This is a genomic window from Microbacterium sp. CJ77, from assembly GCF_002911615.1.
Lineage (GTDB): Bacteria > Actinomycetota > Actinomycetes > Actinomycetales > Microbacteriaceae > Microbacterium.
In genome coordinates, this window is sequence record NZ_PQBR01000023.1 from 173,260 (window position 1) to 194,575 (window position 21,316).

Annotated in this window: 22 protein-coding genes; 12 read left to right on the plus strand and 10 right to left on the minus strand. The window is 68.4% G+C overall.

What is annotated here, in order from left to right:
* Positions 1-3: 3 nt before the first annotated feature.
* On the minus strand, positions 4-807 hold the full coding sequence (locus C2868_RS12685) for an SDR family oxidoreductase (RefSeq protein ID WP_258034446.1): 804 nt from the start codon (positions 805-807) through the stop codon (positions 4-6).
* Positions 808-830: 23 nt separating this feature from the next.
* Complete coding sequence (locus C2868_RS12690; protein ID WP_103663432.1) at positions 831-1,235, minus strand: VOC family protein; 405 nt, start codon at positions 1,233-1,235, stop codon at positions 831-833.
* Positions 1,236-1,338: 103 nt separating this feature from the next.
* Here C2868_RS12690 and C2868_RS12695 point away from each other — a divergent pair, with 103 nt between their 5' ends.
* From C2868_RS12695 to C2868_RS12715, 4 genes are all read left to right on the plus strand, one after another.
* Positions 1,339-1,878 (plus strand): pyridoxamine 5'-phosphate oxidase family protein, encoded by a 540-nt coding sequence (locus tag C2868_RS12695; protein ID WP_103663433.1) that lies wholly within the window; start codon positions 1,339-1,341, stop codon positions 1,876-1,878.
* A gap of 6 nt (positions 1,879-1,884) precedes the next feature.
* Positions 1,885-2,883 carry a magnesium/cobalt transporter CorA gene (corA, locus tag C2868_RS12700; protein ID WP_100812504.1) on the plus strand — a complete coding sequence of 333 codons (999 nt, stop codon included), beginning with the start codon at positions 1,885-1,887 and terminating at the stop codon, positions 2,881-2,883.
* A complete protein-coding gene (locus tag C2868_RS12705) occupies positions 2,880-4,244 on the plus strand; it encodes a carboxylesterase family protein (protein ID WP_103663434.1) in 1,365 nt (454 codons plus the stop codon). The genes corA and C2868_RS12705 overlap by 4 nt, the downstream gene beginning before the upstream one ends.
* Before the next feature lie 253 nt (positions 4,245-4,497).
* Complete coding sequence (locus tag C2868_RS12715; RefSeq protein ID WP_100812506.1) at positions 4,498-5,436, plus strand: DMT family transporter; 939 nt, start codon at positions 4,498-4,500, stop codon at positions 5,434-5,436.
* 74 nt (positions 5,437-5,510) lie between these two features.
* Here C2868_RS12715 and C2868_RS12720 read toward each other — a convergent pair whose 3' ends face one another.
* A complete protein-coding gene (locus C2868_RS12720; protein ID WP_100812507.1) occupies positions 5,511-7,397 on the minus strand; it encodes a BCCT family transporter in 1,887 nt (628 codons plus the stop codon).
* A gap of 378 nt (positions 7,398-7,775) precedes the next feature.
* On the minus strand, positions 7,776-9,149 hold the full coding sequence (locus C2868_RS12725; protein ID WP_103663435.1) for an FAD-binding oxidoreductase: 1,374 nt from the start codon (positions 9,147-9,149) through the stop codon (positions 7,776-7,778).
* 142 nt (positions 9,150-9,291) lie between these two features.
* On the opposite strand from C2868_RS12725, the gene C2868_RS12730 reads away from it, so the two are divergent.
* The 4 genes from C2868_RS12730 to C2868_RS12745 all read left to right on the plus strand — a co-directional run bounded on the left by C2868_RS12730 (position 9,292) and on the right by C2868_RS12745 (position 11,971).
* Positions 9,292-10,419, plus strand: a complete 1,128-nt coding sequence (locus C2868_RS12730) for a helix-turn-helix transcriptional regulator (RefSeq protein ID WP_103663436.1) — start codon at positions 9,292-9,294, stop codon at positions 10,417-10,419.
* A 96-nt stretch (positions 10,420-10,515) separates the two neighbouring features.
* Positions 10,516-10,854: a helix-turn-helix transcriptional regulator gene (locus C2868_RS12735; RefSeq protein WP_100812510.1), complete on the plus strand. Its 339-nt coding sequence runs from the start codon at positions 10,516-10,518 to the stop codon at positions 10,852-10,854.
* A 1-nt stretch (position 10,855) separates the two neighbouring features.
* Positions 10,856-11,503 carry a dihydrofolate reductase family protein gene (locus C2868_RS12740; protein ID WP_103663437.1) on the plus strand — a complete coding sequence of 216 codons (648 nt, stop codon included), beginning with the start codon at positions 10,856-10,858 and terminating at the stop codon, positions 11,501-11,503.
* Positions 11,504-11,512: 9 nt separating this feature from the next.
* Positions 11,513-11,971: an SRPBCC domain-containing protein gene (locus C2868_RS12745; protein WP_100812512.1), complete on the plus strand. Its 459-nt coding sequence runs from the start codon at positions 11,513-11,515 to the stop codon at positions 11,969-11,971.
* Between the two features lie 42 nt (positions 11,972-12,013).
* Here the strand turns inward: C2868_RS12745 and dnaB are convergent, their stop codons facing one another.
* Complete coding sequence (dnaB, locus tag C2868_RS12750; RefSeq protein ID WP_103663438.1) at positions 12,014-13,384, minus strand: replicative DNA helicase; 1,371 nt, start codon at positions 13,382-13,384, stop codon at positions 12,014-12,016.
* A gap of 571 nt (positions 13,385-13,955) precedes the next feature.
* Here dnaB and C2868_RS12755 point away from each other — a divergent pair.
* Positions 13,956-14,975, plus strand: coding sequence for a hypothetical protein (locus tag C2868_RS12755; protein ID WP_103663439.1), 1,020 nt, complete (start codon positions 13,956-13,958; stop codon positions 14,973-14,975).
* 86 nt (positions 14,976-15,061) lie between these two features.
* Positions 15,062-16,543, plus strand: coding sequence for a chaplin family protein (locus C2868_RS12760; RefSeq protein ID WP_103663440.1), 1,482 nt, complete (start codon positions 15,062-15,064; stop codon positions 16,541-16,543).
* 106 nt (positions 16,544-16,649) lie between these two features.
* On the opposite strand, the gene rplI is transcribed toward C2868_RS12760, so the two are convergent.
* Genes rplI through rpsF form a run of 4 tightly spaced genes read right to left on the minus strand, consistent with a single transcriptional unit; the run spans position 16,650 to position 18,319 of the window.
* Positions 16,650-17,102: a 50S ribosomal protein L9 gene (gene rplI, locus C2868_RS12765; RefSeq protein WP_103663441.1), complete on the minus strand. Its 453-nt coding sequence runs from the start codon at positions 17,100-17,102 to the stop codon at positions 16,650-16,652.
* 9 nt (positions 17,103-17,111) lie between these two features.
* Positions 17,112-17,366 carry a 30S ribosomal protein S18 gene (gene rpsR, locus C2868_RS12770; protein ID WP_103663442.1) on the minus strand — a complete coding sequence of 85 codons (255 nt, stop codon included), beginning with the start codon at positions 17,364-17,366 and terminating at the stop codon, positions 17,112-17,114.
* Between the two features lie 54 nt (positions 17,367-17,420).
* The gene (locus C2868_RS12775) at positions 17,421-17,933 is read right to left on the minus strand and encodes a single-stranded DNA-binding protein (RefSeq protein WP_103663443.1); all 513 of its coding nucleotides are present in this window, start codon (positions 17,931-17,933) and stop codon (positions 17,421-17,423) included.
* Between the two features lie 5 nt (positions 17,934-17,938).
* On the minus strand, positions 17,939-18,319 hold the full coding sequence (rpsF, locus tag C2868_RS12780; RefSeq protein ID WP_036294257.1) for a 30S ribosomal protein S6: 381 nt from the start codon (positions 18,317-18,319) through the stop codon (positions 17,939-17,941).
* A 301-nt stretch (positions 18,320-18,620) separates the two neighbouring features.
* Here rpsF and C2868_RS12785 point away from each other — a divergent pair, with 301 nt between their 5' ends.
* Positions 18,621-19,622 carry a hypothetical protein gene (locus C2868_RS12785; RefSeq protein ID WP_103663444.1) on the plus strand — a complete coding sequence of 334 codons (1,002 nt, stop codon included), beginning with the start codon at positions 18,621-18,623 and terminating at the stop codon, positions 19,620-19,622.
* The gene (locus C2868_RS12790) at positions 19,619-20,770 is read left to right on the plus strand and encodes a phage holin family protein (protein ID WP_103663445.1); all 1,152 of its coding nucleotides are present in this window, start codon (positions 19,619-19,621) and stop codon (positions 20,768-20,770) included. Before C2868_RS12785 ends, C2868_RS12790 begins: the two co-directional genes overlap by 4 nt.
* Before the next feature lie 107 nt (positions 20,771-20,877).
* Here C2868_RS12790 and C2868_RS12795 read toward each other — a convergent pair whose 3' ends face one another.
* Positions 20,878-21,267, minus strand: coding sequence for a DUF779 domain-containing protein (locus tag C2868_RS12795; protein WP_103663520.1), 390 nt, complete (start codon positions 21,265-21,267; stop codon positions 20,878-20,880).
* Between the last annotated feature and the right edge of the window lie 49 nt (positions 21,268-21,316).

A 21,316-nucleotide genomic window follows, 5' to 3' on the forward strand; every position in this document is an offset into this window, starting at 1 on the left:
CAGCTACCGTCCGTCCGCGCGCCCGCGGAAGTCGTCCATCGTCTTGTTGATGCCGAGGGCGTTCAACACGGCGTCGAAGGCCGGCACCGGCAGCATCCGGGCTCCGGGGATCAACCGCGCGAGCCGGGGCATGATGAGTTGGCGCTTGCCGCGCTCGATCGCGTCCAGGATGCGGGTCGCGACGTCCTGCTCGTCGAGGATCGGCAAGAGCCGCGGATATTTCGTCTTGACCCCCGCGAACATGCCGGTGTTGATGTAGTACGGGCAGACCACGAGCATGCCGACGCGGCTGTGGTCCGCGCCGAGTTCGGCCCGCAGCGACTCGGTGAAACCGAAGGCGGCGAACTTGCTGGCCGAGTAGTCGGTCTGACGCGCGACACCGACGAGTCCCGCGGCGCTGGCGATCGTGACGACCGTGCCGCGGTCGCGTGCGATCATCCCGCCGAGGAATGCGCGCGTCATCCAGTAGAGGCTGAGGGTGTTGACCTCGAACGTACGCCGGATGGCATCGGGTTCCGCGTCGAGCAGTCGCTTGCCCGTCACGACGCCCGCGTTGTTGACCAGGATGTCGACCGCCCCCGTCTCGGCAGCGGCCCGGTCGACGGCTTCCCGATCCGTGATGTCGACCGTCGCAGCCTCAGCGCTGCCGCCCCGCGCGCGGATCTCGTCGCGAACCCGGCGTCCGCGTTCCTCGGAGAGGTCCCAGATGGTGACGCGAGCACCGCGCCCAGCGGCGCCGAGCGCCATCAGCCGTCCGATGCCGTTGCCCCCGCCGGTGATGAGCACGTGTGCGCCGGACAATTGCACGGGCTTTCTCTTCACGATGGGCCTCAGTCCTCGTAGCCGATCAGCCACGGCACCCCGAAGCGATCCGTCACCCGCCCGTCGTGGGCTCCCCAGGGCCGCTCCTGCAGGGGGTCGACGACCTCGCCCCCCTCGGTGAGCGCCGCAAACCAGGTCGAGAGCGTCGCCGGGTCGGCCGTGCCGAGCAGTGAGAACATCAGCCCCGCGGTCGCGAGCGGTGCGAGCGGTGCCTCGCCGCCCGCGACATCCGAGGCGAACAGTGCGACGCGTCCACTGAGGATGCCGTGAGCCACCGCATCCGGATGTCCCTCCCCGTTGCCCATCTCGGCATACGTATGGATCTCGAGGTCACCGCCGAAGACGTCGCGGTAGAACGTCAGCGCCTCACGCGCCCGGCCGTCGAATCTGAGGTAGGGCACCAGTCCGGTCATGGTGCGAGCCTACGACTCGAGCTGGCGAACCGTCAGGGCAGATCGCGGGCCATCGCCGCGGCACCGAACGGACTGTTCACCCGGCGGCGATATCGTGAGGTCCATGGGCAAAGTCCTCGACGCCATCGATCCGAAGCTCGCCGAATGGATGGAGGCTCAGCCCCTCTGGTTCGTCTCGACGGCGCCCCTGGCGGAGGACGGTCACGTCAACGTCTCGCCGCGCGGACACGACACCTTCTCGGTGCTCGGACCGAAAAGGGTCGGATGGGTCGACTACACCGGCAGCGGCATCGAGACGATTGCGCACCTGCGCGAGAACGGGCGCATCTGCGTCATGTTCACGTCGTTCGACGGCCGCCCCCGGATCGTTCGCCTGCACGGCACCGGCACGGTCCTGCTGCCCGGCGAGGCCGGGTTCGAAGAAGTGGTGGCACGGCATCCCGACAACCCCAGCACGCGGGCGGTCATCGCGGTCGATGTCACGCGCGTCAGCGACTCGTGCGGCTGGGGCGTGCCGGTCATGGACGTGCGCGAAGAGCGCGATCTCATCCGGCTCCACGCCGAGAAGAAAGGCCCGGACGGAATGCACGAGTACCGCGCTCAGAAGAACGCATTCAGCATCGACGGACTTCGGGGGCTCTGATCCACGATGCCCATCGTCGATAACGCCGTGTACGTGGACGGCCGCCGGATCGAGAACCCCGCGAACCTGCGCGAGACCTTCGAGTTCATGCGGGCACGGAGGGGCATGGCCTGGATCGGCCTGTTCCGGCCGACGCCCGAGGAGATCCGCCAGGTGGCAGACGAGTTCTCGCTCCACCCCCTGGCCGTCGAGGACGCGCTGACCGGTCATCAGCGCGCCAAGTTGGAGCGCTATGGGAACATCCTGTTCACCGTGCTGCGGCCCGCGCGCTACATGGATGCGACCGAGACGGTCGAGTTCGGCGAGCTGCACGTCTTCGTCGGACCCGACTTCGTGGTGACCATCCGGCATGCCGAATCACCCGACCTGGCACGCGTCCGCCATCGCCTGGAGTCACAGCCCGAGCTGCTGTCGCTCGGACCCGAGGCGGTGCTTTACGCCATCCTGGACGAGGTCGTCGACGAATACCGGCCGGTCGTGGCGGGGGTCGAGAACGACATCGACGAGATCGAAGACTCTCTGTTCGGCGGCGGGGGCGCGTCGCTCTCGCAACGCATCTACGAGCTCTCGAGCGAGGTGATCAGCTTCCAACGCGCGACCCAGCCTCTCGCCGAGATGCTGGAAGGCCTCCATCGCGGCGCCGAGAAGTACGGTGTCGACATCGAACTGCAACGCTCGCTGCGTGACGTGCACGACCACACGCTGTCGATCACCGATCGGATCGCAACGTTCCGGTCGCTGCTCGAGAACGCGCTCACCGTCAACGCCACGCTCGTGAGCGAGCGGCAGACCGACACGGCGCTCGAGCAGAACGAGCAGGTCAAGAAGATCTCGGGCTGGGCCGCCATCCTCTTCGGACCCTCGCTCGTCGGAACCGTTTACGGCATGAACTTCGACTACATGCCCGAGTTGCACTGGGTGTGGGGCTATCCCATGGCGTTGGCGATGATGGCCGCGACGAGCATCACGCTCTACGTCGTGTTCCGCAAGAAGCACTGGCTGTGACCGCCGACCCTGCCCCTGAGTCCGCGTTCACTCCCGAGTTCGCACCGCCGTGCGGGCCGGTCCGGGGCTGGGCCGACGGGCCGGTGGTTCGGGCGACCGGCATTCCGTACGCGTCCGCGCGGCGGTTCGCCGAGCCATCCGCCATCCCCGACGGGATCGAGCCGCTGGCAGCCACGGACTGGTCACCGGCCTGCCCGCAGCGCGCGATGCCGTTTCTCGACCGCGTCCTCGGCAGCACCCTCGACCAGCGGCGCCTCGACGAGAACTGCCAGCACCTGTCGATCACGATGCCCGCGGGTACAGCGCCGGGCGACGACCTGCCCGTCATGGTCTGGATCCACGGCGGCTCGTACGTTTCGGGCGCGGGCGACCTGCCGATCATGGACCCCGCCGCTCTCGTCGCGGAACAACGGATGATCGTGGTCACCGTCACGTACCGCCTCGGACTGTTCGGCTTCCTCGGGGGAGTGCCGGGGCGTCCCGCCAACCTCGGCCTGCTGGATCAGCTCGCCGCGTTCGCGTGGGTGCAGCGCAACATCTCGGCCTTCGGGGGCGATCCGCGCCAGGTCACGGCGTTCGGGCAGTCGGCCGGCGGTGACGCGGTCGCGCACCTCATGGCGACCCCGGGTGCGGCGGGACTCTTCGCGCGCGCGATCATCCAGAGCGCGCCGCTCGGCCTGGCACGCGGGCGATCGGCGATGTCGGCAGCGATGAACGACGTCTTCGACGAGTCGCTCGGGCGAGCGGATCCGGATGCGTCGCCGGCAGACATCCTCGCAATGCAACCGTCGGTCGACCAGGCCGCATCGCGCTTCGGGCTGAAGGGCGGCATGGCGTTCGGCACGCAGTACGGGCAGGCGCCGCTGCCCGACGAGGCCGGGTTGGACGCGGCCTGGGATGCCGCGGCGCCGAGCATCGACATCCTGATCGGACACACCGCGGAAGAGGCCGCCCTGTTCCTGCCCCGCTTGCCGAGCTTGCAGGGCGTGCTGCGGATTCCGGTGCTCGGCGCGCTCGTCGGGCGGGCGGTGGTCGCCCTCGTCACGCGTCTCGTGTACGCGCGGGACAGTCGACGATTCGCGCGCCGTCACGCTCGGGCCGGCGGACGCGCGCATCACTACGTCATCAACTGGTCGGCGCCGGGCAGCGGCTGGGGCTCGGCGCACACCGTCGACCTGCCCCTGCTGTTCGGGGACGCGGATGCCTGGCGCACCGCCGACCTCGTCACGGGCACCGCGTGGGCGGACATCGACGCATCCGGTCGCCGCGTGCGCGCCGTGTGGGGTCGCTTCGCGCGGGGCGAAGACCTCGGCGAGCGTGTGAGCGTGCCGGGCGCTCTCGACGTCCGTCGCGTTCGGTAGCGCTCCGCCAGTCGGCGTGCAGCAATCGAACACCGCGTTCCGCGAGCGAGTCCAGGGGGGAACGGCCGACCGACCCGCTGGCTGCGGACGTGATGTACCCGGTCGCGCAACGACTCCTGCAGCACTGCGACGCAGTGCTACGCCTGCCGGGGGAGTCGCGGGTCGCCGACCAGGACGTCGCGATCGCCGGCCTGCGGGAGCTGCCGGTCCATACGGCCGTCGAGAACGTTCCGCCCGCCCTAGGGTGTGAAGCGTGCCAAAACTCGGGTCGCGCTGGCGACCGTTCACGCGGCAGGAACTCGCTCTCGTTCTGATCACCGCCGTGTGGGGCTCGACGTTCCTGATCGTCCACGTCGCCGTCCAGTACAGCGGCCCGTGGTTCTTCGTCGGCATGCGATTCCTGACCGCCGGGGTGATCAGCGCGGTCATCTTCGCGCGCGTTCTGCCGGGCATGCGCTGGCGAGAGATCGGCGCCGGGTCCGCGATCGGCGTGATGATCTTCCTCGGCTACGGCCTGCAGACCGTCGGGCTTCAGACGATCGACAGCAGCACATCCGCCTTCATCACGGCCCTGTACGTCCCGCTCGTCCCCGTTCTGCAGTGGATCGTCTTCCGCAAACCGCCGCGGCCGCTCACCTGGATCGGGGTGACACTGGCATTCGTCGGGCTGATTCTCGTGGCGGACCCGACGAGCGTCGGCTTCGCCTTCGGCGCGGGCGAGATCGCGACCCTCGTGAGCACGCTTCCGATCGCGGCCGAGATCATCCTCATCAGTGTGTTCGCGGGCCGGGTCGACCTGGGCCGGGTGACGGTGGTGCAGCTTCTCGTCGCCGGCCTGCTGGGGCTGGCGACCATGCCGGTCGTCGGCGAGCAGCCTCCCGCCTTCTCGTGGGTCTGGCTGAGCGCGGCCGTCGCCCTGGGAGCCGCGAGCTGCATCATCCAGCTCACGATGAACTGGGCGCAACGGTCTGTCTCTCCGACCCGGGCCACGATCATCTACGCCGGCGAACCCGTGTGGGCCGGGATCGTCGGGCGGATCGCGGGGGAGCGCCTGCCCGCGATAGCGATCCTCGGGGCGGCGTTCATCGTCGCGGGCGCGGTCGTCAGCGAGCTCGACCCGCGCAAGCGGGGCCAACCGCCGGAAGAGCGAGCGGATGACGCGGGCTCCGCCCCCGGCGAGCACCTGGACTGAGGCGCCGACGGACGGGCGGGCCGATCCCGCCCGGTTCGCGGCGCATGACGGCGTACGACGATCGCCGACGGCACCTATCGCAGCGGCTCGCCGCCGTCGTGGATCTCGCGGTCGGGCACATCGTCCACATCATCGGATGACCGGGGATCGTGCTCCACGACCCGGTCGACATCGCTCGTCGGCACGCCCGAGGGCTCGACGTTGGCGGCGTCGAGGGCTTCCGTCGACGCCGCGCGTGGAGGCCCGTCGGACGCTGCGGTCATGCCGTCGCGCGGCGGATCCTGCTGCAGACCGATGCGATGCGCGAGGCGGCGCATCCAAGACGGCTCCCGCAGTGCGCCGCGAGCGGTCGGCTCTTCGACCTCGAGCCCGTAGTACTCGCCGATGTGGTCGACGAACTGCGCTCGGGCGGCCCGGTCGTAGGCGCGGCGCTCTCTGCTGAAGGCGACGACGGTGGACCAGCAGATCAGCAGCATCACGACGCTGAAGGGCAGAGCGATGATGATCGCCGCCGTCTGGAGAGCCTGAAGGCCCCCCGCGAGCAGCAGGGCGATCGCGAGGACCGCGCTCGTCACCGCGAAGAAGGCCCGCACCCATCGGCGTGGGTTGATCTGACCGCCGGTTGCGATCATCCCCATCACGAGCGCGCCCGAGTCCGACGACGTCACGAAGAAGACCGTGATCAGCACGATGACGCCGATCGTGAGCACGGGCGTGCCCGGAATGTACTCCAGCATCTGGAAGAGCGCCGTGTTGAGGTCGACGCTGCCGTCGGGTTGCGTGAGGGCTCCGGGGTTGGTCAGTTCGATGTACAGCGCCGATCCGCCCAGCACGCTGAACCACAGGATCGTGATGAGCGTCGGCACGATGATGACGCCCATCACGAACTGTCGCACCGTGCGGCCCCGCGAGATGCGGGCGATGAAGATGCCGACGAACGGGGCCCACGAGATCCACCATCCCCAGTAGAAGGACGTCCACCCCGCCTGCCACGCCTCACCGGCCGCGCCCTGGAAGGCGCTGACGTTGAACGACAGGCCGATGTAGTTCTGGATGTAGTTGCCGATCGACTGCACCCACTCGCGCAGCAAGAACTCCGTCTGCCCGAACACGAGCAGGTACACGACGAGCAGCCCGGCGAGGATCAGGTTGAAGGACGACAGCCACTTCATGCCCTTCGTCACGCCCGACAGCACGGATGCGAGAACCAGCACCGTGATCACGGCGATGATGCCGATCTGGACGGGCACCGTCGGCTCGAACAGACCCGCGGCATCCAATCCTGCGCTGATCTGCAGCACACCGAGGCCGAGCGACGTCGCGACACCGAAGAGCGTTCCGACGAGCGCGACGACATCGATCGCGTTGCCCCAACCGCCCTCGACCCGCTTGCCGAGGAGGGGCTCGAGCGACCAGCGGATGGAGATCGGGCGCTTGCGCCGGTGGATCGCGTACGCCAGCCCGAGCCCCACCACGACGTAGATCGACCATGCCTGCACACCCCAGTGCAGGTACGTCTGACTGAGGGCGGACTGCGCGAGCTGCTCGGGCGTTCCGGTCACACCCGGTCGGGGCGAGACGAAGTGACTCAGCGGCTCACTGACCCCGTAGAACACCAGACCGATTCCCATGCCGGCCGCGAAGAGCAGCGAGAACCATGCGCCGAGCGAGAACTCGGGCTTCTCGTCATCGGCGCCGAGACGGATGTCGCCGAACCGACTGAACCCGATGACGAGGGCGAAGGCGACGAAGAAAGCCGCGATCAGCACGTAGTACCAGTTGAAAGCGTTGATGATCGTCGACTGCACGGCGCCGAAGAACTCCTCGGCGAGGTGCGGCGCGAAGAGGGCGAAGGCGCTGAACGACAGGGCGACGACCGCAGCCGGCCAGAACACCCATCGTTTGATCGTGGAAGGGCGTCCGCCGGACGTCTCCGGCGCCGACCGTTGCGTGGTCGTCATCGTTCCAGCCTATCCAGGCGACTCCTGCGTCCTCATCGCGAACGAGAGCCACATGGTGTCGCTTCCCGGGGAGTTCAGCGAAGTCGGGCCGACGGATCGCCGCGTGGCTCGCCGACTACTCCTAGCTGTCCGCCCAGATCGCGACGACGTTCTCCTCGTCGGACGTCAACAGCCTGACCACGCGCGCGCGGTCCATCGTCACGGGTCAGACCTATGTCGGGTTCGCCTTCAGCACCTTCATCATCGCGATGCTCGTCAGCGTCCTTTTCCTGACGAACTGAACATCGCGGCAGGGAACGCCGTCTCCCGTGGATGAAGCGGGCCAGGGTGAGCTACCGAGGTCGCTCACCCTGGCCCGTCGACTTCGAACCGCGACGGCTAAACGGGGTTGCTCGCCGCGAACACGTTACGCGGGTCCCACTGCGCCTTCACGGCGCGCAGCCGATCGAGCGAAGCTCCGAACCCGAACGCACGATCCATGCCCCCGTCGAGGAACGTGAGCGCCAGCGCGTCGTGAGCCCACGGCTCGAACGCCTCGACGAACGCCGTCGCCGCTGCGAGCGCGGGGGGTACCGCCTCCGGCACGGGGGCCACCGCGATCGCGTGCACGACGTAGTCCCCGGCGAGCGCGGACACCGCCCCGCCACCTGGAACCGGTCGGGAGGCGGCGCCACCGACGTGCCTCAGCTCGGCGATGAAGAGCGCCGGATCTTCGGAGACCGCCACGAACGCCGCGACGGCCTCATCCGGCAGCGAGCCGAGCATCCGGTGACGTGTCATCGCGGGGGTCGGCTGGGGAGGATCCATGTGGACCTGGACGAGGGCAGCGGCGGGGATGCGAGCGAACGTGTCCACCTCGGGCGCGAGTTCACGCAAAGGAAGGAGCAACTCCGCTGCACGAGCATCCGACTCCAGAACCGCCCCATCGATCACGACGACCGAACGGCCGGAGAGGAAAGGCGGCAGTTCGGGCAGCGGCGGCAGATGCAGGACTCGCAGGGTCGAGGTGACCGATTCCGGCACGGAGGACGTCCAGTCCTTCCACGCCCGGCTGACCACTGGAGTGTGCGAGGCGTCCCACAGCAGCATCCCGGCGAACACGTCGGCGTAGGGAAGCAGCTCGATCTCGAGCGAGACCACGATGCCGAACGCACCCGACCCGCCGCGGACGGCCCAGAACAGGTCCTCGTTCTCCTCCGCGCTGGCACGGACGAGTGAACCGTCCGCCGTGACCATCTGGACAGCACGGACCGCGTTCACGCCCAGTCCGTGCGCTCGGGCATAGAACGAGACGCCACCGTTCAGCGAGTACCCCGCGACCGACACGTCGCCCGCGCTGCCGTGGAGGGCTGTCAGCCCATACGGGGCGGCGGCGGCGAGGACATCGTTCCAGTGCGATCCGCCCAGCACGATCGCGGTGCGGGTCTCGGGGGTCACGGTGACCCCGCGCAGGGCGGCGAGGCGAACGAGCACGACGTCCGAAAGATCGGTGTCGGCGAGCGCCGGCGCGGCGTGGCCGGTGGATTGCGGGGCGAGCCGGAGACCGGCGGCGGTCACCGCACGGACGACGGCGACGACGTCCTCCGCAGACTCGGGGGTGACGACCGCGAACGGCCGCTGTTCGACGGCCACGTTCCACGGCACACGGACGGCGTCGTAGTCGGGGTCGCCGGCGAGGACGACACGGGTGCCGAGCGCTTCGCGCAGCTTCTCGGCGCGCTCGTCGAGGGCGATATCGGTGGATGACAACATGGTGGTTACCGTTCTCTCGGATGATCTGACGGCACGACTTTGCCCGAGGCCACGACCGGCATCCATCCCAGAGATCCGGGGAGTTTCGTACCCCCAGAATCCTGGGATGGCGGCGCCGGCCCCGAGGGAGGACACTTTTTCCATGTCCATCGCCCTGGCCACCGGACGCGCGCGCAGCGACATCGAAGTGATCTCCCGCGCGGGCCTTCCCCTGGCGGAGTTCATGGAGGAGTCCGCGAACGCCCTCTTGACCGTCGTACCGTTCATCGCGGGCTGTTTCTCGAGTACGGATCCCGCGACCTCGATGATCTCCAGCACCCACAAGCTCGGCGACCTGTACGGCAGGAACGACGCGGACGTCGACTGGGCGCGCATCGAGTACGGCGGCGAACCCGACGCGACGCACTACGACGCGATCGCGTCCGCGGGACATGTCGCCGTGGGGATCCACGCGACGACGGGCGGCCAGGTCGAGCGCATCGAGCGTATGGCCGACCTGGTACTGCCCCGGTTCGGGTACGTCGATGAGGCGCGAGTGGTCTTCGCCGATCGCGCCGGCGTGTGGGGCACGATGTCGGTGCTGCGCGGCAGCGACGACGCCGTGTTCGACGCTCGTGAGCTGGCCTTCCTCGCGAGTGTCGCGCCGGCACTGACGCGCGGCATCCGGACAGGTCTGCTCTCCCAGTTGGCCCGCAGGCAGACGGTGCATCCGTCAGGCCCGGCGGTCATCATCTTCGATTCGTCGGATCGCATCGTGCAATCGAGCCCCGGCGCGCAGGAGCGGCTCGCGCAACTCTCCGCTCCCGGCGCCGACCCCCTGACCTACATCCAGGCGCTCGTCAGCGGCGCCCGCCGGTTCGCCTCGGGAGCCTCCCCCGCCATGCCGCGCACCCGGACGCGCACGGCGGACGGAGTCTGGCTCGTACTGCACGCTGCACCCCTCGGCGGTCTCGGCGACCGTGCCGGCGACGTGGTCGTGACGATCGAGGAAGCGCGCCCGCAGGAGGTCATCGACATCGTTGCGGCTGCTTTTGCGCTGACGATCCGGGAGCGCGAAGTCGTCGGGGCGGTGCTGCGCGGCGCAGACACCAAGGAGATCGCGGCGTCGATGCATGTGTCGCCGTACACCGTGCAGGATCACCTCAAGTCGATCTTCGAGAAGGCGGGCGTCACCAGCCGCCGTGAACTCGTGTCGCGGGTGTATTTCGATCAGTACATGCCACGAGCCGGGTCGGACCTCGCGATCGACGGCTGGTACGCGACCGTCTGATCCGTTGAGCCTTCGAGAGGCTCAATCTGTCGATCTCGCGGCGCGTGGTGAGGCGACGGGTTGACGCGCGTGTCGCGGTTCGGAATAGTTAGGTATGTGCCTAACTATTCCGATGAGGTGGACGCGGTGTTCCGCGCGCTCGCGGATCCCACCCGACGGGCGATAGTGGAGCGCTTGGCGAAGTCGCCGGCGGTGGTCTCCGAAATCTCGGCGCCGTTCTCGATGGCACTGCCCTCCCTGCTCCAGCATCTCCGCGTGCTCGAGGACGCACGCGTCATCACGTCGAGCAAGCAGGGACGCGTTCGCACGGTGACGCTCCGCCCCGGAGCCCTCGACGTCCTACACCTCTGGCTCGATGAGCGGAGGACTCCGGCGGAACGCCGGGCGGACCGCCTCGGCATCCACTTGGCTCGCACGACCTCGAAGGAGACCTGACATGACGCGCGTACGCATCGACCTCTTCTCATCGCTCGACGGGTATACCGCCGCACCCGAACCCGGTTCGGAGAACCCGATGGGTGACGACTGGGGACCGTTGACGGCGGCGTACGCGGCGACCCGCACCTTCCGGCAGAAGGTGTTCGGCGAGACCGGCGGCGCGGGAACGACCGGCATCGACGACGGGTACGCGAAAGCATTCTTCGAGGGTGTCGGCGCGGAGATCATGGGCGCGGCCATGTTCGGGCTCCACTCCCACCCCGAGGACGCGGATTGGAGAGGATGGTGGGGGGACCGGCCGCCGTTCGGCTGTCCGGTCTACGTCCTCACCCACTCCGCACCGCGAGCATCCATCCCGATGGAGGGCGGAACGACCTTTCATTTCCGCAGTGGAGCGATCGAGGATGTCCTGGCCGAGGCGACGTCATCCGCGGCGGGCCTCGACGTCAGGGTCGGCGGGGGCATCCGCACCGCACGCGACTTCTTGCGCAGCGGCCTCGTCGACGACCTTCACGTCGCGGTCGCGCCCGTCGTTCTGGGTCGCGGCAACCGCGTGTGGGAAGACCTGCGCGGGCTCGAGCGCACCCACACCGTGACGACCGAGGTCGCGGAGAGCGGAACCATCCACGTCACCTTCACGCGCTAGGAACCCCCGATGAACGACCGCCGACTCGCCCACTCCGGTTTCACCCTCACCCGCGAATATCCGGTGCCCGTCGAGAACGTCTGGCGCGCGTTCGCGGAGGAAGAGCGCAGACGCGAGTGGTTCGGCGACGGCGACACATTCGATCGCAGCGTCTGGGCGTTCGACTTCCGCGTCGGCGGCCGCGACATCGACGAGGCCAAGTTCCATGGCGGCCCCGTCTCCCGCTACGAGGGCGTCTATGCCGACATCATCGAGCACGTCCGTATCGTCACGACCTACGACATGTGGCTCGACGGGGTCCATATGTCGACTTCCGTCGCCTCATTCGAGTTCGAGCCGACACCCCTCGGAACGCGACTCACTCACGTCGAGCACGGGGTGTTCTTCGACCGGTTCATCGCCGATGCCCCGCAACGCGAAGAAGGCATGCGCGGACTCCTCGAAGCTCTCGCCCACCACCTCGACTGACGCCCGCGGTCTACGCGATGTTCAGGTGGAGTCGTTTCCCTGTCAGCCGCCGGGCGCCATGTCGGTGAAGCGCGAGTAGTGGCCCTGGAACGCGACGGTGATGGTGTCGGTGGGACCGTTACGGTGCTTGGCGACGATGAGGTCGGCCTCGCCCGCGCGGGGGCTGTCCTTCTCGTAGGCCGACTCGCGGTGCAGCAGCACGACCATGTCGGCGTCCTGCTCGATCGAGCCCGACTCACGGAGGTCGGACAGCGCCGGCTTCTTGTCGGCGCGCTGCTCGGGGCCACGGTTCAGCTGCGAGAGCGCGATAACCGGAACGGCCAGCTCTTTCGCGAGCAGCTTGAGCGCACGCGAGAACTCCGAGACCTCTTGCTGGCGCGACTCGACGCGCTTACCCGACGTCATGAGCTGCAGGTAGTCGATGACGACCATCTTCAGCCCGACACGCTGCTTGAGCCGGCGACACTTGGCACGGATCTCGACCAGCGTCATGTTCGGGCTGTCGTCGATGTAGAGCGGTGCGTCGTTGATGCGCCCGCGCGTCGCGGCGATCGTCGTCCAGTCGCGCGAATCCAGCGTGCCCTTGCGCATGCTCTGCAGCGGCACGGCACCCTCGGCACTCATCAGACGCATCGCGATCTCGCTGCGCCCCATTTCGAGCGAGAAGAAGATCGTCGGCATGTCGTGGGCGATCGCGGCTGCGCGGGCGAAGTCGAGCGCGAGCGTCGACTTACCCATGGCGGGACGCGCGGCGATGATGATCATCTGCCCGGGGTGCAGACCGTTCGTGAGCTGATCGAGACCCGAGAAGCCGGTCGGGATGCCGGTCATCTGTCCGTCGCGCCCGCGGGCCGCCTCGATCTCTTCGACCGCGGCATCGACCGCCGTCGTGAGCGGGACGTAGTCTTCGGTAGCCTCGGCCCCGGTCACCCCGTAGATCTCGGCCTGGGCGTTGTTGACGAGGTCGAGCGCTTCGCCCTGACCGGAGTAGCCCATCTGCACGATGCGCGTTCCGGCCTCGACCAGGCGACGCAGCAGTGCACGCTCCGAAACGATCGACGCGTAGTAGCCGGCATTGGCCGCGGTCGGGACGATCGAGGTCAGGGTGTGCAGGTAGTCGGCACCGCCGGCGCGTTGCAGCTCGCCGGTCTTGATCAGCTCGTCGGTGACGGCGACGACGTCGGTCGGCTCACCGTGCGAATACAGCGACAGGATGGCTTCGAAGATCAGCTCGTGCTTCGGCACGTAGAAGTCGGGTCCACGGAGCGTCTCGATGACGTCGGCGACAGCATCCTTCGACAGGAGCATCCCGCCGAGTGCCGACTGCTCGGCGAGGGTGTCGTGCGGGGGAGTCCGTTCGGGTCCGCGGGGGGCTCCGCCGAGGCGTTCCTCCGAGATGTCGGCGATCGACATCGCGCTCCCTTCCGCCGAAACCGGCCCCCCACCGCGTCACGCGGGTGGTCTTCTGTCCGGCCCGTCTCGGGGCGCGGATTACGTCATGCAGCCCTGACGAGCGCATCTCTTTCGGAAAAACGCCGAGCGGGTGTGTCCGATCGCCGGGTCCCCGACAGCAGATCAGACACTTCCGACACTCGCCCGGAACGTCCTGTTCCGGCCTCCCCCGAAGTGCGCTCCCTCACGGTAAAGGCGTCCAGATTCACCCGCAACACGCCCTGTGGATAACTTTGTGGAAACACGGCCAGACACGCCGCTATGCCTGTGCATGAAGCCTGTGGACAACTAGATGAGAACCGTCTCATGTTGTCTTTTTTAACATCACTGAACTGGGTTTTGTTACTTCACAGGCTGTGGAAACAAGATGTGGTTGAAGCATTGCTTGAAGGTTCGACATCCGGGGTCAGGGTGTGCACAACCCCGCTGGATTTTGCGCTATGGGGGTTTACGAATGCGCCCCACGGGGGTAACGTCCCTGGCTACGCAAGCATTCACATGCAAGCCGATTGTCCAACCGGGGGGTGAGGGCATGAACGTTGAGGTCGAACCACGACAGGGTCGATGGTCACGCTTGCTCCTGCTCGCGGGCGGAATCGGACTCGCCTGGTGCGCTGTGACCACTTTCGGTCAGTCCTCGTCGGCGTCCGCCGCAGAAGAAGACCCCAGCGGCCTGCTCGGCATCGTCAGTTCGACGGTGCAGGAGACGACCTCGCTCGCGACGACCGTCATCGACAGGGTCGAACCCGTCGTCGTGGAAGTGGTCGAGGCCGTCGCCCCACCCGCACCCGCTCCCGCACCCGCTCCGCAGACTCCCACGCCCGTCGTCACGCCAGTCATCCAGGGCGTCGCGAACGTCGCCACAACGGTCGTCTCGGGTGTCGCCGACACCACGGCATCTGCGCTCCACGGAACGGCCGACACCGTCGATGGAGTCTCCGGCGTCGTCGCCGAGACGACCACCGGCATCTCCGTCAGCCAGTCCCTCGCCCCGCTTCTCGCGGCGCTCGACGAACTGCCGGTTCTCGGCACGGTCACCGGCGAGCTGGGAGTGACGGAGACGCTCGGCTCGGCCGTGGGTACGGTCGATGCGCTGCTCACGGCCGTCACCGGCACCGCCACCACGATCGTCGGAAGCCCCGGACAACCGGGCAGTGGAGGCATCCTGCCCCTTCCTGACTCTCTGCTCCCGGGCACTGCGACGCAGCCGATACCCGTCGTGTCCCCGAGCGTCTCGGCAGCGCCCCTCGCGATGCAGCAAGCGCTCGCCTTCGGAGGATTCTTCGCCGGGGCGCTGGTCATCGCGTCCGTCGTGCCGGTCGCTGCCACGTCGGGGACCGGATCCGTACGCTGGGGCGGCTGGCCCCTGGCGCCTTCGGGGCCCTCGGGGGCACCCGCATCGCTCTCGGCGGCCGCGGGCACAGCGACGCTCTGGGCAGCTCTCGTCGAATACTCGTGGCGCTCCCACCCGCTCGGTGGCGCGCGCCTCACACTCTCGGACGACGCCCTCCCGGGCGCTCCCGTTCTCGCAACCGACGTCTCTCCTGACTGACGGGGATCGCGTCGCGCACTCGTGCGCGGCAGACGATCCGGTGCGCCGCTCGGCGCGCTGACACCCATCCAGTCAGGAGATTCATCATGCGTAGGACCATCAAGCGAGCGCTCCTCGGCGCGCTCATCGGAGGCGGACTCGCCTTCGCCGGGGCGACCGTCGCCCAAGCTGCGGAGACATCCGGAGACGACGGCACGGCATCCGGCACCCAGGCACTCGTGAACGTCACGCTGCCCGTCACCCTCGGCGGCAACGGCATCTCGGTGCTCGGGGATTCATCCAGCAGCGGCGCGACAACGCCCGCTCCGGCCCCGGCGCCCGTCGAACCGGCGGTCACCACCGGCGGCACGGACGGCCTCGCGTCGGGCACGCAGGGCGTCGTGAGCGTCGACGTGCCGATCACTGTGGGCGGCAACGCCATCTCGGTGCTCGGCGACAGCCAGTCGACCGACAGCGCGGGGATGGATGCCTCGGCACCCGCTCCGGCAGAATCCGCCGAGCCCGCGCCCGCACCCACCACCTCCGGTGAGGACGCGATCCTCGGCGGAACGCAGGCGGTCGCGCCCGTCCAGGCACCGGTCACGGTGGGCGGCAACGCCATATCCGTCCTCGGCGACAGCCAGTCCACGGACTCCAGCACGGCGCCCGGCACCACGGGAACCGGCACGGGAACGGACGCGACCACCAACGGTGACGACAGCATCGCCAGCGGCACGCAGGTGCAGGCGCCCGCCCAGGCGCCCGTCACGGTAGGCGGCAACGCCATCTCCGTCCTCGGCGACAGTCAGTCGTCGGAAGCCAGCACGGCACCCGGCACCACGGGAACCGGCACGGGAACGGACGCGACCACCAACGGTGACGACGCGATCCTCGGCGGTACACAGGCGGTCGCGCCCGTCCAGGCACCGGTCACGGTGGGCGGCAACGCCATCTCCGTCCTCGGCGACAGCCAGTCCACGGACTCCAGCACGGCGCCCGGCACCACGGGAACCGGCACGGGAACGGACGCGACCACCAACGGTGACGACGCGATCCTCGGCGGTACACAGGCGGTCGCGCCCGTCCAGGCGCCCGTCACGGCCGGCGGCAACGCCATCTCCGTCCTCGGCGACAGCCAGTCGACGGGAGCCATGGTCGCGGCACCGACTACGGGCGGCACCGGTGGGCCGGTCACGACGGGCACCGAGGGCATCCTCGGTGGAACCCAGCTGGTCGCACCGATCGCCCTGCCGCTGACGCTGGGCGGCAACGCCGTCTCCGTCGTCGGCGACAGCACCACGACGGGTCCCACGGGCCCGGTCGTGCCGACGGACCCCACGGACCCGACGGACCCCACCGACCCGGGGACCCCGGGCACGGACGGCCCCGGTGACGGCACGCCGGGCACCGGGGGCACGGAGATAGGTGTCACCGCCGGCGTCGGCGCGGCGCCTGCAGCCCTGTCCGTTTCGGCACTGGCCCAGACGGGCTCGATGCCCGTCGGCGCGTGGGTCGCGCTGTTCGCGATCCTCTCGGGCTTCGCACTCGTCGGCACGGCGGCCCTGCGCCGTCGCCCCGCGCGGGACTGAGTGTGTGGGCGTTGCGCCGGGGGGTTAGCGCGCCCACACGAAAGACGGATGCCGCGGAACCGCCCCGAAAGGGGGTTCCGCGGCATCCGTCCCGCGCGTTGCCGTACTACTTGGCTGCGACCACCTGGAGGGTGATCACGGCGGTGAGGTCGTCACGCAGGCGAACGGTCGCCTCGTGCTCGCCCACCGACTTGATCGCCGAGGTGATCTGGATCTTGCGCTTGTCGAGGTCACCGAGACCGGCGGCCTTGACGGCGTCCGCGATGTCACCGGTCTTGACCGAACCGAACAGGCGCCCTTCGGCACCCGCCTTGACGGCCAGGCGCACCTTGGCGCCCTCGAGGGCGTCCTTCAGGGCGACGGCGGACTCGTGATCGTGGATCGCGCGCGACTCGCGGGCGGCCCGGATGGACGCGACCTGCTTTTCGCCACCGCGGCTCCACGCCACGGCGAATCCCTGGGGGATGAGGTAGTTCCGGGCGTACCCGGCCTTGACATCGACGATGTCGCCGGCGCTACCGAGCCCGGCGACCTCGTTCGTGAGAATCAGCTTCGACATGGGTGCTCCTTACCGACCCGCGCCGGCGTAGGGCAGGAGCGCCATTTCGCGCGCGTTCTTGATCGCCGTGGCGATCAGACGCTGCTCCTGCACCGAGACACCGGTGATACGACGGGCGCGGATCTTCCCACGCTCCGAGATGAACTTGCGAAGCGTCGCGACATCCTTGTAATCGATGATGCCAACGCGAATCGCCTTTGCGGGGGCGGTGACTTTTCCGCCCTTACGCGGCTTGCGGCGGTCGCCGCTCGACTTTCCAGCCATAAGTGGTCTTCCTTGGTTGTGGTGGGATGCCTGGGTCACAGGCATCCGAAATGCTTAGAAGGGGGTGTCGTCGCCGTAGGCGCCGGGAGCGCTCCAGGCCTCGCCACCGGCGTTGCCGTTTCCGCCGGTCGAAGAGGAGGAGGGCGTGGCCCACGGTTCCTCGGCGACCTGCTGGCGTCCCTGACCGCCGCCACCGCCACCGCTCGCGGCACGCGTGACCTGAGCGGTCGCGTAACGCAGCGAGGGGCCGATTTCGTCGACCTCGAGTTCGATCGAGGTGCGCTTCTCGCCCTCGCGCGTCTCGTAAGAGCGCTGCTTGAGGCGGCCGGTCGCGATGACCCGCATGCCCTTGGTCAGCGAACCCGCGACGTGCTCGGCGAACTCGCGCCAGACCGACGCGCGAAGGAACAGCGCTTCGCCGTCCTTCCACTCGTTGGCGGCACGGTCGAAGTTGCGCGGCGTCGACGCGATCGTGAAGTTCGCGACGGGGAGCCCGTTCTGCGTGTAGCGCAGCTCGGGATCGGCCGTGAGGTTACCCACGACGGTGATGATCGTCTCGCCGGCCATCGCGGTTACGCGTCCTTCTTGGCCTTGGCAGGCGCGGCAGCCTTGCGGGCGGCCTTCTCTTCAGCGCGCTTCTTCTCGGCCTCGACCTGAGCGAAGCCCTCTTCCGCACGCAGCACCTTGGTGCGCATGACGGCTTCGGACAGCTTCAGCTGACGGTCGAGCTCCTGAGTGGCGGCGCTGGTGGCCGTGAAGTTCACGACGGCGTAGATGCCCTCGTTCTTCTTCTGGATCTCGTACGCGAGACGGCGGCGGCCCCAGATGTCGACGTTGTCGATCGAGCCACCATCGTTCGTGATGACCTTCAGGAACTTGTCGAGGCTCGGGGCGACCGTGCGCTCGTCGATCTCGGGATCGAGGATGACCATGAGTTCGTACTGGTGCGTCACTAACCCACCTCCTTCGGACTAGAACGGCTGCCGAGCATCTCTCGACAGCAGGAGGGTGTGTGCATGTCGTCACGGTTTCGCGGACGGGCCACGGCCGGACAACCTTCGTAGTCTAGCGGATGTCGCGGATCCACCCAAGCGGGGGTGTGCCCCACGTGCCATCACCAAGAAACCCTGGTCGGCCGCCCGGACAACATTCCGGATCACCGAGCCGAATCTGCGCCGATCCGGCCGCCCCCCAGCCTCACCCCGCAGGTTTCTCCGGAGTGTTGTGCAGGGCGCCGGTGGGTAGCGTGGCCTCATGGACTGGATAGCGGACACATCGCCGGGGGACTGGTTGCGCGAGCGGGTCGATGCGACGTGGACGGATGCGTCGGGCATGCACACCGTCGTGCCCCGCGGCTTCCCCGCCTATGCCCGGATCTTCCATCCCGCGACTCGGTCGCGACCCGTCGGACAGCCCTGGCCGCCCCTTCCCTACGACGACCACGCCCGCGCCTGGGCGGCTTTCGGGCGGTCCCAGCCCGAGATCGACACCGAGAACGTCACCTGGGCGCGGACCGCCCTGGCGTTCGGGACCCGGATGCATCCCGAAGCGCAATGGAATCGCGTCGTCGGGGCCCACGATCTCGAACAGGGGTGGCAACAGGTCCGCGGTCCGGAGGGCTGGCAGTACGACGCCCCGGCGGAGGGTCGGATGGACGTCGCACAGCTGCCCGCGCTGGCGCGACTGCTGGCCGCCGAGACCACGACCCCGCACCACGGCTATGCGGGAGTGTGGGATGGCTACGGCGGTCTCGTCGGATTCACGGGCGAAGCGCCCTCGCGCGCGGTCCTGACCTTCTCCGCAGATCCGACCGTGGGCGACGACGAGTCCCTGCAGGACCGGCACCGCGCCATGCTCGAGGCCAGCACGCGCGACCCCTTCAACAACGTCTTCCGCAAACCGACCTGGCAGCCGGGCATCCTCTCGGACGAGATCTCCCGCGGCGCACGGCTGGAGTTGCCCCAGCGCTCCTATGTCTTGTTCTCGGCCGGTGCGACGTCGTTCACGGATGCTTCGTGGCCCGACCTCGCGCCCTGGGTCGGCCCCGACGAGGCGCACGCCTGGGCCCAATCGCCGAACGTCATGTGGCCCACCGACCGCGCGTGGGTCGTGGTCAGCGAGATCGATTTCGACTCGACGGTCGTCGCAGGTTCGGCTGAACTGATTGCGCAAATCTGTGCCGCGTCCGGGCTCGAGGCCCTTCCGTTGCGTGAGGGCGCCGACCTGTCGTGGGACGGCGACGAGGTCAACCGGTGAGCGGCGCCGGACCCGCGGCATCCGTTTCCTTCGACGCACGCCCCCTGATCGAGCCCGCCAGGCCCGCCGACATCCGTGCGTTCACCGCCCGGCTGCGCGCGGAAGGGCGGCTCGCGTCGCCGTTCTCGGGCAGCCGTGGCGTGCAGCTCGTGGTGCTGATCGTGGTCGCCGGGATCTTTGCGCTGGTGTTCCTGAGCGTGTTCGGCACGATCCTCACGATGCTCGCCGCGTCGGGGTCATTCGGGTGGCTGACCGTTCTGCCGGTGCTGGCGATGCTCGCCGTCGGCGGCGGCATCGCCTGGATCGGCGTGCGGATCTTCACCGGAAGCCGCGAGCGCTGGTACCGACTGGCGCGCTTCGCCGAGGCGAACGCGATGTCGTACGTGCCGACCCTGGCCGACCCCCGGCTGCCCGGAATGATCTTCAGTCAGGGGCATTCGCGCGCGGCCAACGACCTCGTGCGGGGCGAACACCCCCGCTTCGTCGAGTTCGCGAACTATCGCTACGTGACCGGTTCGGGAAAGAACCAGTCGACCCACAAGTGGGGGTACGTCGCGATCAAGCTGGATGTTCCCCTGCCTCACATCCTGCTCGACGCCGTCGGCAACAACGGCCTGTTCGGATCGAACCTGCCGACATCCTTCGATCGCGATCAGCGCCTCAGCCTCGAGGGCGACTTCGACAAGTACTTCTCGCTGTTCTGCCCGCGCGGATACGAACGCGACGCTCTGTACCTGTTCACGCCCGACATCATGGCCCGGTTCATCGACAATGCCGCCCAGCTCGACGTCGAGATCGTCGACGACTGGCTGTTCCTCTACGCCAAACGCGACCTGTCCACCCTGGACCCCGCGACATGGGCGTGGCTGTTCGCCACGGTCGGCGCGCTGCTCGAGAAGTTCGCGCAGTGGTCGCGGTGGCGCGACGACCGATTGGTATCGGATGCGTCGGCTCGGGTGATGGGCGCCGCCGGCGGGCCTACGGGGACGACGGGTGGAGTGTTCGATCCGTTCGCAGCAGCGCCGGATCTCCGACCGCCGCCGGGTGTCGCACCCGAGGGACGACGCTTGAAGAGTCGCGTATCGGTGCTCGGCATCGTCGCGGTCGTGCTCTTCGTCGTGATCTGGGCGGTCTCGATCTTCCTCTGACGTGTGGCCCGTTCCCACGTCTGCGGCACGTTCCCGCATCCGCCCTGTCGATCGGTGTGGCGGACGCGGGAATGTGCAGCCGACGCGCGGCGGTGCCCTCTCCGCGGTCAGTCGAGGCCGAAGTCGGCGAGCTCGGACTCGGTGAGCATGCGCGACCGGATCAGGAATCGCATGCCCGTGGGTCCTTCGACGCTGAAGCCCGCTCCGCGCCCCGCCACCACATCGATCGTCAGGTGGGTGTACTTCCAGTACTCGAACTGCGACTCCGACATATAGATCTCGACCGGATCATCCAGCCCGACGTCGATCGAGCCGAGCAGCACGTCGGAAGGCCCGGTGATGAACATGCCGACGGGATAGCACATGGGCGCTGACCCGTCGCAGCATCCGCCCGACTGATGGAACATCAGCGGCCCGTGCTGCAGGGTCAGCTGCCGCACCATGGTGGCCGCGGCATCCGTCACTGCCACGCGTTCGCTCATGTCTGTCGTGCTCATCCCTTCGCTCCCTTCACCATGCACCGGCACCGCCATGTCCCAACTACTC

Bases quoted from the DNA above. Each gene is read 5' to 3' on its own strand.
- C2868_RS12760 (WP_103663440.1), top strand. From the start codon at position 15,062: ATGCGTAGGACCATCAAGCGAGCGCTCCTCGGCGCGCTCATCGGAGGC.
- corA (WP_100812504.1), top strand. From the start codon at position 1,885: ATGCCCATCGTCGATAACGCCGTGTACGTGGACGGCCGCCGGATCGAG.
- dnaB (WP_103663438.1), bottom strand. From the start codon at position 13,384: ATGTCGATCGCCGACATCTCGGAGGAACGCCTCGGCGGAGCCCCCCGC.
- C2868_RS12720 (WP_100812507.1), bottom strand. From the start codon at position 7,397: ATGACGACCACGCAACGGTCGGCGCCGGAGACGTCCGGCGGACGCCCT.
- rplI (WP_103663441.1), bottom strand. From the start codon at position 17,102: ATGTCGAAGCTGATTCTCACGAACGAGGTCGCCGGGCTCGGTAGCGCC.
- C2868_RS12730 (WP_103663436.1), top strand. From the start codon at position 9,292: ATGTCCATCGCCCTGGCCACCGGACGCGCGCGCAGCGACATCGAAGTG.
- C2868_RS12745 (WP_100812512.1), top strand. From the start codon at position 11,513: ATGAACGACCGCCGACTCGCCCACTCCGGTTTCACCCTCACCCGCGAA.
- C2868_RS12695 (WP_103663433.1), top strand. From the start codon at position 1,339: ATGGGCAAAGTCCTCGACGCCATCGATCCGAAGCTCGCCGAATGGATG.
- rpsR (WP_103663442.1), bottom strand. From the start codon at position 17,366: ATGGCTGGAAAGTCGAGCGGCGACCGCCGCAAGCCGCGTAAGGGCGGA.
- C2868_RS12795 (WP_103663520.1), bottom strand. From the start codon at position 21,267: ATGAGCACGACAGACATGAGCGAACGCGTGGCAGTGACGGATGCCGCG.
- C2868_RS12785 (WP_103663444.1), top strand. From the start codon at position 18,621: ATGGACTGGATAGCGGACACATCGCCGGGGGACTGGTTGCGCGAGCGG.
- C2868_RS12775 (WP_103663443.1), bottom strand. From the start codon at position 17,933: ATGGCCGGCGAGACGATCATCACCGTCGTGGGTAACCTCACGGCCGAT.
- C2868_RS12755 (WP_103663439.1), top strand. From the start codon at position 13,956: ATGAACGTTGAGGTCGAACCACGACAGGGTCGATGGTCACGCTTGCTC.
- C2868_RS12725 (WP_103663435.1), bottom strand. From the start codon at position 9,149: ATGTTGTCATCCACCGATATCGCCCTCGACGAGCGCGCCGAGAAGCTG.
- C2868_RS12740 (WP_103663437.1), top strand. From the start codon at position 10,856: ATGACGCGCGTACGCATCGACCTCTTCTCATCGCTCGACGGGTATACC.
- C2868_RS12690 (WP_103663432.1), bottom strand. From the start codon at position 1,235: ATGACCGGACTGGTGCCCTACCTCAGATTCGACGGCCGGGCGCGTGAG.